At 62.5% G+C, this 14,874-nt stretch carries 13 protein-coding genes; 7 read left to right on the top strand and 6 right to left on the bottom strand.

Annotated features, from left to right (window positions below; translation table 11 throughout):
• Positions 1-159: 159 nt before the first annotated feature.
• A complete protein-coding gene (locus PspR76_RS08945) occupies positions 160-1,530 on the bottom strand; it encodes a glutamine synthetase family protein (RefSeq protein ID WP_159954870.1) in 1,371 nt (456 codons plus the stop codon).
• A gap of 417 nt (positions 1,531-1,947) precedes the next feature.
• Between PspR76_RS08945 and PspR76_RS08940 the strand changes: the two genes are divergently transcribed.
• Positions 1,948-2,712: a transporter substrate-binding domain-containing protein gene (locus PspR76_RS08940; RefSeq protein WP_159954869.1), complete on the top strand. Its 765-nt coding sequence runs from the start codon at positions 1,948-1,950 to the stop codon at positions 2,710-2,712.
• A 50-nt stretch (positions 2,713-2,762) separates the two neighbouring features.
• Positions 2,763-3,599, top strand: a complete 837-nt coding sequence (locus PspR76_RS08935; RefSeq protein WP_159954868.1) for a cache domain-containing protein — start codon at positions 2,763-2,765, stop codon at positions 3,597-3,599.
• Between the two features lie 297 nt (positions 3,600-3,896).
• On the opposite strand, the gene PspR76_RS08930 is transcribed toward PspR76_RS08935, so the two are convergent.
• Positions 3,897-5,414 (bottom strand): MDR family MFS transporter, encoded by a 1,518-nt coding sequence (locus tag PspR76_RS08930; RefSeq protein WP_174245601.1) that lies wholly within the window; start codon positions 5,412-5,414, stop codon positions 3,897-3,899.
• Positions 5,415-5,481: 67 nt separating this feature from the next.
• A complete protein-coding gene (gene pobA / locus PspR76_RS08925) occupies positions 5,482-6,666 on the bottom strand; it encodes a 4-hydroxybenzoate 3-monooxygenase (protein WP_174245670.1) in 1,185 nt (394 codons plus the stop codon).
• Between the two features lie 190 nt (positions 6,667-6,856).
• On the opposite strand from pobA, the gene PspR76_RS08920 reads away from it, so the two are divergent.
• Positions 6,857-7,732: a helix-turn-helix domain-containing protein gene (locus PspR76_RS08920; protein WP_159954866.1), complete on the top strand. Its 876-nt coding sequence runs from the start codon at positions 6,857-6,859 to the stop codon at positions 7,730-7,732.
• A gap of 77 nt (positions 7,733-7,809) precedes the next feature.
• On the opposite strand, the gene PspR76_RS31025 is transcribed toward PspR76_RS08920, so the two are convergent.
• Both PspR76_RS31025 and PspR76_RS08915 read right to left on the bottom strand, forming a co-directional pair.
• Entirely contained in the window at positions 7,810-7,986 is a 177-nt protein-coding gene (locus PspR76_RS31025) for a hypothetical protein (protein ID WP_174245600.1), read from the bottom strand.
• A gap of 99 nt (positions 7,987-8,085) precedes the next feature.
• The gene (locus tag PspR76_RS08915; RefSeq protein ID WP_159954865.1) at positions 8,086-8,991 is read right to left on the bottom strand and encodes a LysR family transcriptional regulator; all 906 of its coding nucleotides are present in this window, start codon (positions 8,989-8,991) and stop codon (positions 8,086-8,088) included.
• 104 nt (positions 8,992-9,095) lie between these two features.
• Between PspR76_RS08915 and PspR76_RS08910 the strand changes: the two genes are divergently transcribed.
• Positions 9,096-9,962: an MBL fold metallo-hydrolase gene (locus tag PspR76_RS08910; RefSeq protein ID WP_159954864.1), complete on the top strand. Its 867-nt coding sequence runs from the start codon at positions 9,096-9,098 to the stop codon at positions 9,960-9,962.
• Positions 9,963-9,995: 33 nt separating this feature from the next.
• The gene (locus PspR76_RS08905) at positions 9,996-10,610 is read left to right on the top strand and encodes an NAD(P)-dependent oxidoreductase (protein ID WP_159954863.1); all 615 of its coding nucleotides are present in this window, start codon (positions 9,996-9,998) and stop codon (positions 10,608-10,610) included.
• 62 nt (positions 10,611-10,672) lie between these two features.
• On the opposite strand, the gene PspR76_RS08900 is transcribed toward PspR76_RS08905, so the two are convergent.
• Positions 10,673-11,551, bottom strand: coding sequence for a LysR substrate-binding domain-containing protein (locus tag PspR76_RS08900; protein WP_159954862.1), 879 nt, complete (start codon positions 11,549-11,551; stop codon positions 10,673-10,675).
• 111 nt (positions 11,552-11,662) lie between these two features.
• Here PspR76_RS08900 and PspR76_RS08895 point away from each other — a divergent pair, with 111 nt between their 5' ends.
• Together PspR76_RS08895 and PspR76_RS08890 are read left to right on the top strand one after the other, a co-directional pair.
• Entirely contained in the window at positions 11,663-13,288 is a 1,626-nt protein-coding gene (locus PspR76_RS08895; RefSeq protein WP_159954861.1) for a 5-guanidino-2-oxopentanoate decarboxylase, read from the top strand.
• Positions 13,285-14,727 (top strand): aldehyde dehydrogenase family protein, encoded by a 1,443-nt coding sequence (locus PspR76_RS08890; protein ID WP_159954860.1) that lies wholly within the window; start codon positions 13,285-13,287, stop codon positions 14,725-14,727. The genes PspR76_RS08895 and PspR76_RS08890 overlap by 4 nt, the downstream gene beginning before the upstream one ends.
• Positions 14,728-14,874 lie beyond the last annotated feature (147 nt).

The following is a 14,874-nucleotide window of genomic DNA, read 5'->3' as shown; positions in this document are numbered from 1 at the left end:
CCGCAGCTTAACCACTGCAACGTGAAAAAAAGGTCGAAACCGCCACGGCGCCAAACACCCAAGATCCATTGTGGGAGTTGTCGAGCTTCAGCGAGGCTGCGATGGCGGTGGGTTGGCCGACACACCGTTATCGCGGGCAAGCCCGGCTCCCACAGTGGATTACGCCTGGTGCAGATACCAGCGCCAGTCCTGCTCACCGACCTCGCCCATGAACTGGCGATATTCGGCACGCTTCACCGCCAGGTACACACCGAGGAACTCACTGCCGAACGCATCCCGCGCCCAGCTGGAACCTTCCAGGGCACGCAAGGTGGTGAGCCAGTCGGTGGGCAGCAATTCCTTGGCTTGCGCGTAGCCATTGCCCTCCACCGGGGCACCGGGGTCGAGTTGCTCGCGGATACCGCGATGGATGCCAGCGAGGATCGCCGCAGCGGCCAGGTAAGGGTTGGCGTCGGCGCCGCAGATACGGTGCTCGATGTGCCGGGAGTTGGCCGGCCCGCCGGGTACGCGCAGGCTGACGGTGCGGTTGTCGACGCCCCAGGTGGCCGCCAGCGGTGCATAACTGTTGGTCTGGAAGCGGCGGTAGGAGTTGGCATTGGGACAAAACAGCAGTAACGAATCCAGCAAGGTGCTGAGCATGCCGCCCACCGCGTGGCGCAATAAAGGCGTGCCATCAGCGGCTTCGCTGGCGAACAGGTTATTGCCGTGGGCATCGGCCAGGCTCACGTGCATGTGCATGCCGGTGCCCGCGAGGTCATCGAACGGCTTGGCCATGAAACACGCGGTCATCCCGTGTTTATGCGCCACGCCCTTGACCAGGCGTTTGTAACGCACGGCCTCGTCCATGGCTTGCAGCGCGTCAGCGCGATGTTCCAGGGTGATTTCCACCTGGCCCGGGGCGTATTCGGAGATCGCCGTGCGCGCCGGAATACCTTGCAGTTTGCAGGCGCTGTAGAGGTCAGCCAGGAACGGCTCGATCTGCTCCAACTCGCGCAGGCCATAGACCTGGGTCGAGCGCGGGCGATTGCCGTCCACGTCCCGCGCCGGTTGCGGTCGGCCGTGGCTGTCGGGTTTCTGGTCGAGCAGGTAAAACTCCAGCTCCGCCGCCATCACCGGGTAGTAACCGTCGGCTTTCAGCCCGTCGATCACCTTGGCCAGCAAGTGCCGAGGGTCGGCCACGGTGGCGGGCAGGCCTTCGGTGGGGTGCATGCTGACTTGCAACGCCGCCGTCGGGATCAGCCGCCACGGCATGCGCTGCAAACTGCCGCTGACCGGGTACGCGCGGCAGTCGATATCGCCGACTTCCCAGACCAGCCCGGAGTTTTCCACGTCATCGCCATTAATCGTCAGGCCGAGGATGGTGCTGGGCAATGGCCGGCCACTTTCGTACACCGCCAGCAGCTCGTCGCGGTGCAGCAACTTGCCACGCGGCACGCCGTTGTTGTCGAGGATAAACAGCTCGAAAATCTCGATGTCCGGGTGCTGCTCAAGGAAGGATTGGGCTTCGTGCAGACTGGCAAAAACACTCATGACAATTCTCATACGTTTGCGTCAGGCAGGCGCACAGGCGCCGCCGGGCAGATGCGCACAGGTGCGCGTCATCCATGGGGCAAATCAACGTAGGAGAGAGGTATCTGGTGGGCGGGCGTGGCGGCAGTGGAACAGGGCCCAGAAGGCCAGCTCGGAGGGCAGTGCCTCGACAATCGACGGACAGCTCGGCACCAGGGTGCCAGGCGGTGTCGCGGGGTGAGTGTCGGGGGAACCGTCCATGGGGGATTCACAGTGAGGTAGATGCCCGGCAGCGTCACACGCCTGCACAGGGGGGTTAAATTCAGGGTTGATGGAGTTTGGTTGCGCGTTGGCTAAACATTGCATAGGCCTTGCTACCGGGCCGCCCCGCTGGAAATAATGACCGCCCCCGATCATGCCCCCAAAGGATTCGACTGCATGAAAGCTCCCCTCACCTTCTGCCTGTTGGCCAGCCTGGCCACCCACGCCGTGGCCGAATCGCGCCTCGACGCGGTGCTGCAGCGCGGCACGCTCACCGTGTGCACCACCGGCGACTACAAGCCCTACACCTCGCTGCGCGCCGACGGCAGCTATGAAGGCATCGACATTGCCATGGCCGAGTCGCTGGCCAAGAGCCTGAACGCGAAAATCACCTGGGTGCCGACTACCTGGAAAACCCTGATGCCGGACTTCCTCGCTCAACGTTGCGACATCGCCGTGGGCGGTATTTCGGTGTCCCTGGAGCGGCAGAAAAAAGCCTTCTTCAGCCAGGCCTTGGGCGTGGACGGCAAGATCCCGCTGGTACGCTGCGCCGATGTGCAGCGCTACCAGACCGTCGAACAGATCAACCAGCCGCAGGTGCGCGTGATCGAGCCGGCGGGCGGCACCAACGAAGTGTTTGCCCGCGCCCACTTGGGCCAGGCGCAGATTCGTTTACACGATAACGTGACCATCTTCGATGAGCTGCTGGCGGGCAAGGCCGACGTGATGATTACTGACGCCAGCGAGGCGCGCTACCAGCAGAAGCTCAAGCCAGGGCTGTGCGCGGTCAACCCGGAGCGGCAAATGCAGTACAGCGAAAAAGCCTTCCTGCTGCCCCGCGATGACGTGGCCTGGAAAAGCTATGTCGACCAGTGGTTGCACTTGAGCGTCGCCACCGGCGTGTACGACGGTATCGTCAATCAATGGCTGGCGGCGCCCTGAGCCGCAGGCGTCTACGCTGTGCTCACATCAATAACAATGAGGGACGGGTAATGAAAGGACTGCTCCGACTCACGTGGCTGCTGTTGCTGTGTTTCAGCCAGGTGCACGCGGCCACTCAGGATGAGGACGCCCAGGCCGCCAAGGCCCTGCTGGAAAAGGCGCTGGCCTACTACCAGAGCAACGGCGACAAGGCCTTTGCGGCGTTCAGTCGCCAGGGTGAATTTATCGACCACGACCGTTATGTGTTTGTGGTCGATACCCAAGGCGTGTTGCTGGCCAGCGGCGGCCCCTCCTCCGCGTTGATCGGCCGTGATGTGTCCGAACAGCTGGGCCCGGACCTGCAAGCCTCGTTCAAACAAGCGCTGGCAGTGCCCGAGGGCCAAGGCATCCAGCAGGCGGAATACCGCTGGCAGAACTGGAACGACGGCAAGGTTGAGCGCAAGCATGTGTTTTACCAGCGGGTCGGCGAGCGGATTCTGGCAGTCGGCTATTACCTGCCAAGGGCAACACCGGAGCAAGCTCGCGGTTTGCGCGACAAGGCGGTGAAAGCGCTGATCAAGGATGAAGCCGGCACGCTCAAGGCGATCAACGCGTTGCAGGGCGGGTTTCTGCAGGATGACTTGTACGTGTTTGTGGTGGACCTGAATACCGCGCGGTATGTGGCCCATGGCACTAATCTGCGCCTGGTGAATACTGACTTTCGCAAGATCAAAGACCCGGATGGCAGGCCGGTAGGCGAGCCGATCCTCAAGCTGATGGCCGAGCAGGATCAGGGTGAATACAAGTACCGCTGGAAAAACCCGGTAACCGACAAGGTCGAAAACAAGCACGCCTACTTGCGCAAGACCGGGCATTTCATGGCAGCGGTCGGGTATTACAGCCCTTAAGGTTTGAACGCGGTCAACCCTGTGGGAGCGGGCTTGCTCGCGAATGCGGTGGTTCAGTTAAAAACAACTGTGAATGACACACCGCTTTCGCGAGCAAGCCCGCTCCCACATTTGGATCTCGATTGTGTCAGTTACATGGTCTTGTCTTCACGCCCGCGCAGCACCTGGGTACTAACCCCCCGGATCAGAACTGGAATGCAATCCCTGTGGGAGCTGGCTTGCCTGCGATAGCGGTGGGTCAGTTTGCACAGCCGGCACTGATACACCGCTATCGCAGGTAAGCCAGCTCCCACACAGTTACTTGGCCTTGTCTTCACGCCCGCGCAGCACGCGGTTTGGCATTGCTATTGCTGCCGCCAGCCCCAGCAGCGACACCGCGGCACTGACCATCAGCAAGTGCCGGAACGTCACCGCCAATTCCCCGCGTAACGCATCCTGCGCCGGGCCGGGGGCGGCGTTGAGGCCGTCGAGCAGCACGTTGCCGGAACTGCCCTCGGCCACCAGCGCGCCGCTGGCCAAATGCGCAAAGCTCGAATCCTGCAACAACGCCAGCAGCAACGCCGACATGCACGCCACGCCCACCGCGCCGCCGAGGGAGCGGAACAGGTTGGTGGTGCTGGTCGCCACGCCGATATCCCGCTGTTCCACCGAATTCTGCGTCCCCACCAAGGACGTCGGAAACTGCATCCCCGCCGCAATCCCGCACAGCAACATGAACACCGCGGTCATCCCGACCGCCTGCGGCGCGCTGTAGGCCATGCCCAGAATCGCAAACGGGCTAAGCAACGCCCCGGTCAGAATCATCGGCTTATAACGCCCCGTCACCGAGGTCAGACGCCCGGCACAATACGCCCCCACCGGCAGGCCAAACGCCAGCGGCAGCAAGTGCAGCGCGGCACTGTCCGCGCCAGAGCCGGTCACCGTCTGATACCGCAGCGGCATCAACACTGTCAGGGAAATCGCCTGAAAGCTGGTGAAAAAAATCGTGCACCAGCACAACACCGCACTGCGGTTGGCAAACAGGTGCATCGGCAGCAACGGCTCACGCGCGCGGCGCTCATGCCAGACAAACACCGTCAACGCCACCAACGCACACGCCAGTAGCCCCAGCACTTGCTGATCACGCCAATGATGGCCCTGGCCGATTTCAGTGATGCCCAGCAGCAAGGCCGTCAGCCCGATGATCATCAGCACCGTGCCGAGATAATCAATGATCGGCTTGCGCTGCGGCACCGGCAACCCGACCAGGGTGCGATGCGCCACGTACCAGGCGCCCGCGCCCAGCGGCAGGTTGATCAAAAACACCCAACGCCACGACAAGTATTCAGTCATGTAGCCGCCGAGCACCGGCCCGGCCACGCTGGCCACCGCGTACATGCTGCTGAAATAGCCCTGATAGCGCCCGCGTTCACGGGGCGGGATGATGTCGCCAATGATCGCCTGGCTCACCGAGATCATCCCACCGGCGCCAATACCCTGGAGAATCCGCGCCAGCACCAACTGCTCCATGCTCTGCGCCATCCCGCAGAACACCGACGCCAAGGTGAACACGCCCATGCCGATCAGCATCATCGGTCGGCGCCCGTACAGGTCGCCGAGCTTGCCGTAGATCGGCACCGCCACCGTCATCGCCACCATGTAGCCGGAGATCACCCAGGCCAGCAGGTTGACGTCATGGAACTGCGCGGAGATGGCCGGCATCGACAAGGCGACGATGGTCTGGTCGAGGGCACCGAGGAAGATCGCCAGCATCAAGGCGACCAGCACACTGCGCACGGCGGGAACGGGTTGGGTAGGCTGATTCAGGTTGGTCACGGCAGAACCTTCGAGCAAGGCCCGCAGGAAAGGAAAGGCCCGCGGGAATGCTCGATACGATAGCAGGCTACTCGATAGCTTCGTAAGGAAGCCCGACGTAATTTTCTGCGATGGTTTTGCGCCCCGCCTCCGAACTGATGAAGTACGCCAGTTCGCTCTCGGCAATGCGCTGGCTGAAGCCATCCGCCTCGGGAAACTGGTGCAGCATCGAGGTCATCCACCAGGAAAAACGCTCGGCCTTCCACACGCGGCGCAGGCAAATCGCCGAGTACTTTTGCAGCAAGTCCACACGCCCCTCGCGGTATACCTTGAGCAGGATGCGAAACAGCGTGCTCACGTCGCTGGCCGCCAGGTTCAAGCCCTTGGCGCCGGTGGGCGGCACGATATGCGCAGCGTCCCCGAGCAGGAACAGGCGCCCGTACTGCATGGGTTCCACCACAAAGCTGCGCAGCGGCGCGATGCTTTTCTCGATGGACGGGCCGGTGACCAACTGCTCTGCCAGGTGGCCGGGCAGCCGGGTTTTCAGCTCGTCCCAGAAACGTTCATCCGACCATTCATCCAGCGGCTCTTCAACCGGCACTTGCAGGTAATAGCGGCTGCGGGTCGGCGAACGCATGCTGCACAGGGCGAAGCCGCGCGGGTGCTTGGCGTAGACCAATTCGGCATGCACCGGCGGTGTGTCGGCCAGAATGCCCAACCAGCCAAACGGATAGACGCGCTCGAAAACCTTTAACGAATCAGCCGGGATCGATTGGCGCGCCACGCCATGGAAACCATCGCAACCGGCGATGTAGTCGCACTCCAGGCGAAAGGCCTCGCCCTGATGCTCGAACGTCAGCCAGGGTCGATCACTTTTGAGGTCATGGGGCTGCACGTTGTGCGCTTCATACAAGGTGCTGGCGCCAGCCGCTTCGCGCGCCTGCATCAAGTCGCGGGTGACTTCGGTCTGGCCGTAGATCATCACCGTCTGGCCGCCGGTCAGTGCCTTGAGGTCGATGTGGCTGAGCTGGCCGTTCAGCGCCAGTTCAAACCCATCATGCACCAGGCCTTCGGCGTCCATGCGCCGGCTGACACCGGCCTCGCGCAGCAGGTCGACCATGCCTTGTTCCAGCACCCCGGCACGGATGCGGCCTTGCACGTAATCGGCGCTCTGGCGCTCTAGAATCAAGGTCTGGATACCGGCGTTGTGCAGCAGTTGGCCGAGCAGCAATCCGGACGGACCGGCGCCAATAATGGCGACTTGGGTTTTCAGCGTTTTCATTATTTTTATGGCTCGCAAGCGACACCCGAACGGATCAGGTGAAAGAGTTGTCATTCATCTTGTTACTGATCATTTTTCACTTGAGTGAGCATCATAAGAAGGTGAAAACTGAGACAAAGCCTGTGCTTTTTGCCAATCGGGGCGATTACCGCACCACTATCCTGAGTATCGGATTGAAACCATGACCAAAACTGCCAGTACCGCGATTCCGGTCTTCAAGCTTTACGGGGAAAGCCAGCAATGGCCGACGCCCGATTTGTTGCACTGCGAAACCATTTCCCGGCGCAGCCGAGAATACCAGTGGGAAATCCAGCCCCACCGGCACGCGGATCTGTGCCAGTTGTTGTATGTCCACAAAGGCCAGGCGCAGCTGGAAATCGAAGGCCAGCGCACCACGCTCAACGAGGCGACCTTGCAGGTGCTGCCGCCCTTGTGTGTGCACGGGTTTCGGTTTGCCGAGGATGTAGAAGGTTTCATCGTGACGCTGTCGGCGCCGCTGGTCAGCCATTTGCACGCTCAGTTGGGCACCACGGTGGATGGCCTGCAAGTGCTGGGTAATTACCCGGCCGGCAAGGACAGCGATTACCTCAACGGCCTGTTCGCACGCCTGCAGGACGAATACGCCGATGAGCAGCCGGCGCGCGACATGATGATGCACGCACTGGTCAGCGTGCTGCTGGTGTGGATCAGCCGCCAGGCGATCCAGCGTCGCCACCCGCGCGCACCGCGCGGGCGTGAATATTTCCGCCGCTTTACCCAGTTGGTTGAACAGCATTACCGCGAACACCCGAAGATTGAGGATTTGGCCCACAAGCTGGGCATCTCGGTCTCACACCTGAACGGGACGTGTCGGGAGTTGGGCGGGCAGCCTGCGTTGCAGATCATGCATGACCGCCAGTTGCTGGAAGCCAAGCGCCTGCTGACCTACACCAGCATGACCATCAATGAGATGTCGGAGGTGTTGGGGTTTTCCGACCCGACCAACTTCTCCCGGCTGTTTCGCCGGCGGGTCGGGTTTTCGCCCAAGGCGTTTCGCGAGCAACTGAAGGCTGATTAGGGGACGCGGAGCGTCCGGGGCGGGCGTTCCCACGCGGAGCGTGGGAACGATCAGCAGAGCGTGGGAACGATCAACGATCATCTGAGCGCGCTGAAACTGCCGGTGCGTGGCACGCACAGGTCCTGATGGCAGCTGACCGCAAAGGTCGGCTGCATGCGAGTCTGTTCAACCCGGTAGGCGGCCGTGCCGTACAGCGCGGTCGCCGCGGCGGACAGGATGAAAATCATCAGGTACTTTCTAATTTTTAGCGTCATGGCACACCTCTGAACACATCGACTCGGTGCTGTTTAAAGCATAGGTCAGTCAGGGCGAGTTGCCATTATGGGGCGCCATTCAACATCTTTATGTCGGGTTCAGAGCCCGATGTCCCAGACCGGTTCTTCAGGGAAGCGCAGCACCAGAAAATCCAGCAGGCTGCGCAGCGCCAACGGCATGTGTTTGCGCGAGGCGTACACCGCGTAAACATTCATCTGTTGCGGTTCGGCCTCGGGCAGTAAACGAATCAGTTCGCCGCGGCGAATGTAATCCCCCGCCTGATAACTGGGCAGCCGCGCCACGCCCGCCCCGGCCAGCGTCACCCGTAACAGCGTGGTCGCCTCGTTAGCGCTGATATTGCCCTGCACCGCCACCGACACCGGCTCGCCGTGTTCGGTGAAGTGCCACAGACTTTTGCCGAAGTAGGAATGCGTGAGGCAGTTGTGCTCAACCAGGTCGTGCACCTGCTGCGGCTGTGCATGCTCCAGCAGGTACGCCGGCGAGGCGCAAATCACCGAGCGGCACAGCGTGAGTTTACGCGCGATCAGGTTGGGGTCCAGCTCAAAACTGGTGCGGATCGCCAGGTCGATGCGCTCATCCACCAGGTTCACCGTACGGTCGAGCATCTGCATATCGATACTGACCAGCGGGTAGCGCTTGACGAACTCGGCCACGGCATCCGCCAGCTGCGCCTGGCCGAATGAGCTGCTGACACTCAGCCGCAACTGGCCGCGCGGCGCTTCGTCCGGCTCACTGACGGCCGACTGCATGTCGTTGCACAACTCGAGCATTTGCCGACAACGGGGCAGCATTTCGCCACCGGCCGCAGTGAGGCTGAGCTTGCGCGTGGTGCGGTGCATCAAGCGAGCGCCGACCCAATCCTCAAGCTCCGCCAGATAACGCGACACCACCGGCCGCGACAGGTCCAGCTGATCAGCGGCGGCTGACTGGCTGCCCAGGTCGACTACCGTGACAAACACCCGCATTGCTTGAAGACGATCCATGATTTGCACGCTTTTAGAAACAAACTATGTTCAAGCATGGCATTTTTTGTGACGTTTGGTGCAACTAAGCTCTGTGCATCACTTATCGCCTACTGGAGCTGCACATGATCTCGATGCTCAAACGATTGGCCACCGCAACGGCCGCCCTGGCATTCGCCGCCCACGCGGCCGCCGCCGACCTGAAGCTCGACGCCTACAACCCCGGTGAGTCGGCGATGATGCCCGTCAGCTCGGTGCTGGTCAGCGGCGAACACGACGTCATCCTGGTAAACGCGCAATTCGGCAATGCTCAGGCTGAGCAACTGGTGACAAAGATTCGCGCCAGCGGCAAACACCTGACCACTATCTACGTCAGCGACGGCGACCCGGATTACTACTTCGGCCTTGAAGTGCTGACGAAGGCGTTCCCCGACGCGAAGGTACTGGCGACGCAGCCGGTGGTCGACCACATCAAGGCCACCGCCGAGCAGAAGCTCGCGTTCTGGGGCCCGAAACTGGGCGCCGACGCACCGAGCAAAACCATCGTCCCGCAGGTGCTACCAGGCCATACCCTGACCCTGGAAGGCAAGACGCTGGAAGTGATCGGCCTGGACGGTGCACAGCCGGACCGCACTTTTGTGTGGATCCCCTCGATCAAAGCGGTCGTCGGCGGTGTGGTGGTCTTTGAAAACACCCACGTCTGGATGGCCGACACGCAAACCGCCAAGTCGCACGCCGACTGGCTGACGACGCTTAAACGCATTGAAGCGCTGAAACCCCATACCGTGATTCCGGGCCATTACCTGGGTACACCGACGGTGCAGTCCGTGGCCTTCACCGCCGACTACATCAAAGCCTTCGATATCGAGACCGCCAAAGCCAAGGACTCCACCGCACTGATCGCCGCCATGAAGAAGCGTTACCCGAACCTTGCCGACGAGAGCAGCCTGGAGTTGGGCGCCAAAGTGGCCAAGGGCGAAATGAAGTGGTGAATGGTTTTAAACCTTAACGTACTGGAGAACGTCATGAGCAAGATCGCAATCATTGGTGCCACCGGCCGTGCCGGTAGCCAACTGCTGGAAGAAGCGCTGCGTCGTGGGCACAGCGTCACCGCCATCGCCCGTAATACCGACAAACTGGCGGCGCGCCCGGGCGTTACCGTCAAGCAAGTCGACGCCCTGGATGCCAACGCGTTGCAACAGGCTGTCAGCGGCAACGATGTGGTGATCAGTGCGGCGCACTTCGCCACGCTGCCGGCCAGTGCCGTGATCGGCCCGGTGAAAAAAGCCGGGGTCAAGCGCCTGTTGGTGGTCGGCGGTGCGGGTTCGTTGTTGTTGCCGGGTGGCGGGCGCGTGATCGACAGCCCTGGGTTCCCGGCCGAGTACAAGGCCGAAGCCAGCGCCGGTGCTGAGTTTCTGGAAACGCTGCGTCAGGAAAAGGAACTGGATTGGACCTTCCTGTCGCCGTCGGCGGAGTTCGTTGAGACTGAGCGCACCGGTAAATTCCGCGTCGGCCAGGATGACTTGCTGGTGAGCGCTGAAGGGCGCAGCTGGATCAGCTTTGCTGATTACGCGATTGCGTTGATTGACGAGGTTGAGTCGCCGAAGCACTCGCGCCAGCGTTTCACCGTCGGCTACTGATCCCTGTAGGGGCTGGCTTGTGTGGTAGCTCCCACATAAGCCCGGCTCCCACTTTTGAGTCTTCAGTGTGACGACTGTTGTGCCTGGCTTACCAACCACTCCATCAAGGCGACTAATCCGGCAGACGGCTCTGTCCCCGGCGGATACACCAGGTAATACCCCATCCCCGTCGGCACCCGCAGTTCAAACGGTGTCGCCAACCGCCCCGCTTTCACATCCTCGCCAATCAACGCACTGTCGCCAATCGCCACCCCGGAGCCCTGGGACGCCACCGTCATGGCCAAATCCAGCGTCTCGAAATGATGCCCTTGGGCCAGGTTGCTCAACCGTGTATTCGCCGCCTTTAGCCACAACGCCCAATCGCGTTCATCCCGCGTGGGGTGCAGCAGCACCTGTTGCTGCAGGTCCGCCGGTGTGTGCAAACCTGCAAGGAGCCCCGGCGCGCAAACCGGCGTGAGTTGTTCGTCGAACAAGTGCCGCGCCTGCGCCGACTGCTCGGCGATGGGCGCATAGATCACCGCCGCATCGAATTGCTCGCGGCGAAAGTCCACGGTGTAGGCGACGGTAGTGGTGAGTTCCACCGGCACGTCCGGGCGCTCCTTTTGCCATTGCAGCAAACGCGGCAGCAGCCAGCGCATCACGCAGGTGGAGGCCTTGAGTTGCAGGGTTTCGCGGCGGCTGCCGATCTGTTCCACCGCGTCAGCGATCAGGCCAAAGACTTGCTGCGCACGCAGCGACCATTCGCGGCCCTTTTCGGTCAGGCTCAAGCCCCGCGCCTGGCGCTGGAACAAGGCGTAGCCCAAATGGCTTTCGAGCCCGGCTATCTGCCGGCTCACCGCGCCTTGGGTGATGTGCAGTTGCTCGGCGGCGCGGGTGAAATTGCAGCACTGGGCCGTGACCCAAAAGGTGTGCAGCGCGGGCAGCGGTGGCAGGCGTTTCATTGGGGCACAGCCATGACGTGGGGACATGGCTAGTATGACTTTTTATCGATTGTTGCCGCTACGGGCCAGCCGCTCCAATAGCGCCTCGAATCAATAACAAGAGCGACAAGTATGGCGACCTGCGGCGAAGTATTGGTCAACCTCCTGGAAAGCTACGGCGTGGACCAGGTGTTCGGCATTCCCGGCGTGCACACCGTGGAGCTGTACCGTGGCCTGGCACGTTCGAATATCCGCCACGTCACCCCGCGCCACGAACAGGGCGCCGGGTTCATGGCCGACGGCTACGCGCGCACCAGCGGTAAACCCGGCGTGTGTTTCATCATCACCGGCCCCGGCATGACCAACATCACCACCGCCATGGGCCAGGCCTATGCCGACTCAATCCCGATGCTGGTGATTTCCAGCGTGCAGTCGCGCAGCCAATTGGGCGGCGGGCGCGGCAAGTTGCATGAGCTGCCGAACCAGGGCGCGATGATTGCGGGCGTGGCGGCGTTCTCGCATACCTTGATGTCAGCAGCGGAATTACCGGGCGTGCTGGCGCGCGCGTTTGCGCTGTTCCAGGCCGGGCGGCCGCGCCCGGTGCATATCGAGATTCCGCTGGATGTGTTGGTCGAAAACGCCGACGCCCTGCTCGGCAGCGAGCCGGTCAGCGTCGCGCGTGCCGGTGCTGCGCCGTCGGCGGTCAAGCAAATGAGCCGGCTGCTGGCGGCGGCAAAACGCCCGCTGATCCTCGCCGGTGGCGGCGCCATCGAGGCGGCCCCCGAATTGACGCGCCTGGCCGAAACCCTCGGCGCGCCGGTGGCCCTGACCATCAACGCCAAGGGCATGTTGGCGTCTGCGCACCCGTTGCTGATTGGCTCGACCCAGACGCTGGTCGCCACCCGCGCCCTGGTCGCCGAAGCCGATGTGGTGCTGGCCATTGGCACCGAACTGGCGGAAACCGACTACGACGTGACCTTCGCCGGTGGCTTCGAGATTCCCGGCGCGTTGCTGCGCATCGACATCGACCCCGACCAGACCGTGCGCAACTACCCGCCCCAGGTCGCACTGGTGGCGGATGCGCAGATTGCCGCCGACGCCTTGCTGGCCGAGCTGAACACCCAGACCTTGCCCGCGCGCGATCCACACTGGGGCGCTCAACGCGTCGCCCGCTTGTGGGCCGAATTGACGCCGACCTGGGACGCCGCAACCCGCGCGCAAACCCTGTTCCTCAACACCGTGCTGGAGGAATTGCCCGACGCCGTGCTGGTGGGCGATTCCACCCAGCCGGTGTACAGCGGCAACCTGACCCTGAACCTCGACCACCCACGCCGCTGGTTCAACTCTTCCACCGGCTACGGCACCTTGGGTTACGCCCTGCCCGCTGCGATTGGCGCGTGGTTGGGACGTGGCGACGGCCAGCCGGTGGTGTGCCTGATCGGCGATGGCGGCCTGCAATTCAGCCTGCCGGAACTGGCCAGCGCGGTCGAGGCACGCGTGCCGGTCATCGTGCTGCTGTGGAATAACCAGGGCTACGAAGAGATCAAGAAATACATGCTTAACCGCGCTATCGAGCCGGTCGGTGTAGACATCTACACCCCGGACTTTATTGGTGTAGCCAAGGCCTTGGGCTGCGCCGCCGAACGCATCCAGGGGATTGCGCACCTGCGCACGGCATTGCGCGCGGCGGCTGATCGCCAGGGGCCGACGCTGATTGAAATCGACCAGGCACTTTGGATGCAGGAGGTTGCGGTATGAGCGCAGTACTGAACGGTGTGTTTATCGGTGGCGAGTGGCGCGCAGGCCATGGGGTTCTTGAAGTGATCAACCCGGCGACCGAGGCCACCTTGGCTCACGTCAGCGTGGGTGATGCGAGCGCCGTGGCCCAGGCCGTCGAGGCCGCCAGCGCAGCCTTCAGCGACTGGTCGAAAAGCACCGGCCGCGATCGTGGCGCCCTGCTGCGCAAGGTTGCCCAAGGTGTGCGTGAACAACGTGAACAGCTGATGCAGTTGCAGTCGAGCAACAACGGCAAGCCGCTGTTTGAAGCCGGCATCGATGTGGACGACGTGGTCGCCACCTTCGAGTATTACGCCGGTCTCTGCGACGCCATGGACGCCGCGCAGGACCGCCCGGTGGCGTTGCCCAGCGAGGATTTCAGTGCACGCCTGCGCCGTGAACCGTGCGGCGTGGTCGGCTTGATCGTACCCTGGAACTTCCCGATGGTAACCACCGCCTGGAAACTCGCCCCGGCCCTGGCCGCCGGCTGCTGCGTGGTGCTCAAGCCATCGGAAGTCACGCCACTGGCGGAGCTGCAATTGGCGCGAATTATTGCTGAAGCCGGGTTCCCGGCGGGTGTGTTCAACCTGGTCTGCGGCACCGGCCTGGCGGTCGGCGCACCGCTGGCAGCCGACCGTCGCGTGGCGAAGGTTTCCTTCACCGGCAGTAACGCCGTAGGCGTACAGGTGATGCAGCGCGCGGCGGAAACGGTCAAGGGCGTGAGCCTGGAACTGGGCGGCAAATCCTCGCTGCTGGTATTGGCGGACGCCGACCTCGACCTGGCAGTCGAACTGGCGTGTGGCGGTGGTTTTTTCAACGCCGGGCAAATCTGCTCGGCCACCAGCCGTGTGCTGGTGGCGGACAGCTTGGCGGACGAATTCCTGCAGCGTTTGCAGGCGCGGGCTGAAGGGATTCGCGTGGCTGACCCGTTTGCCGAGGATGTGGAAATGGGCGCGCTGATCAACCGTGCGCAGTATCAGCGGGTGCTCGGGCATATCCAGCGTGGCGTCGAGGATGGCGCGCGCCTGCTGTGCGGCGGTGAACGACCGGCGGACCTGGCGAAAGGCTATTTCCTTCGCCCCACGGTGTTTACCGATGTGCCGCTGGACAGTGCGTTGTGGAACGAAGAAATCTTCGGCCCGGTGCTGTGTGTCAGACGTTTTACCACTGAAGCGCAGGCCATCGCCTTGGCCAACGACAGCGATTTCGGCCTGGTCGCCAGTGTGGTAAGCGCCAACGCCGAAACCGCCGAACGCGTGGCCAACGCCTTGCAGGCCGGGCTGGTGTGGATCAACGCGCCGCAGGTGATCTTCCCGCAAACGGCGTGGGGCGGTTACAAACAAAGCAGCATCGGCCGCGAGCTGGGGCCGTGGGGGTTGGCGGCGTTTCAGGAGATCAAGCATGTGATCCGCGCGCTATAGCAACGCAGATCCCCTGTGGGATCGGGCTTGCTCGCGAATGCGGTATGTCAGTCACAGATTCATTGCCTGACGCACCGTATTCGCGAGCAAGCCCGCTCCCACATTTTGAATTGCTGTGTGCCAGTCACCTGCAATTTTTAGATAGTG

The organism is Pseudomonas sp. R76, from assembly GCF_009834565.1.
In the GTDB taxonomy this organism is placed as follows: Bacteria; Pseudomonadota; Gammaproteobacteria; order Pseudomonadales; family Pseudomonadaceae; genus Aquipseudomonas.
The sequence above is the reverse complement of the archived record's forward strand: the minus strand, read 5'-3'. Positions and strand labels throughout refer to the sequence as shown.

Bases quoted from the DNA above. Each gene is read 5' to 3' on its own strand.
- PspR76_RS08940 (WP_159954869.1), top strand. From the start codon at position 1,948: ATGAAAGCTCCCCTCACCTTCTGCCTGTTGGCCAGCCTGGCCACCCAC.
- PspR76_RS08915 (WP_159954865.1), bottom strand. From the start codon at position 8,991: ATGGATCGTCTTCAAGCAATGCGGGTGTTTGTCACGGTAGTCGACCTG.
- PspR76_RS08900 (WP_159954862.1), bottom strand. From the start codon at position 11,551: ATGAAACGCCTGCCACCGCTGCCCGCGCTGCACACCTTTTGGGTCACG.
- PspR76_RS08910 (WP_159954864.1), top strand. From the start codon at position 9,096: ATGATCTCGATGCTCAAACGATTGGCCACCGCAACGGCCGCCCTGGCA.
- PspR76_RS08935 (WP_159954868.1), top strand. From the start codon at position 2,763: ATGAAAGGACTGCTCCGACTCACGTGGCTGCTGTTGCTGTGTTTCAGC.
- PspR76_RS08920 (WP_159954866.1), top strand. From the start codon at position 6,857: ATGACCAAAACTGCCAGTACCGCGATTCCGGTCTTCAAGCTTTACGGG.
- PspR76_RS08945 (WP_159954870.1), bottom strand. From the start codon at position 1,530: ATGAGTGTTTTTGCCAGTCTGCACGAAGCCCAATCCTTCCTTGAGCAG.
- PspR76_RS31025 (WP_174245600.1), bottom strand. From the start codon at position 7,986: ATGACGCTAAAAATTAGAAAGTACCTGATGATTTTCATCCTGTCCGCC.
- PspR76_RS08890 (WP_159954860.1), top strand. From the start codon at position 13,285: ATGAGCGCAGTACTGAACGGTGTGTTTATCGGTGGCGAGTGGCGCGCA.
- PspR76_RS08895 (WP_159954861.1), top strand. From the start codon at position 11,663: ATGGCGACCTGCGGCGAAGTATTGGTCAACCTCCTGGAAAGCTACGGC.
- PspR76_RS08905 (WP_159954863.1), top strand. From the start codon at position 9,996: ATGAGCAAGATCGCAATCATTGGTGCCACCGGCCGTGCCGGTAGCCAA.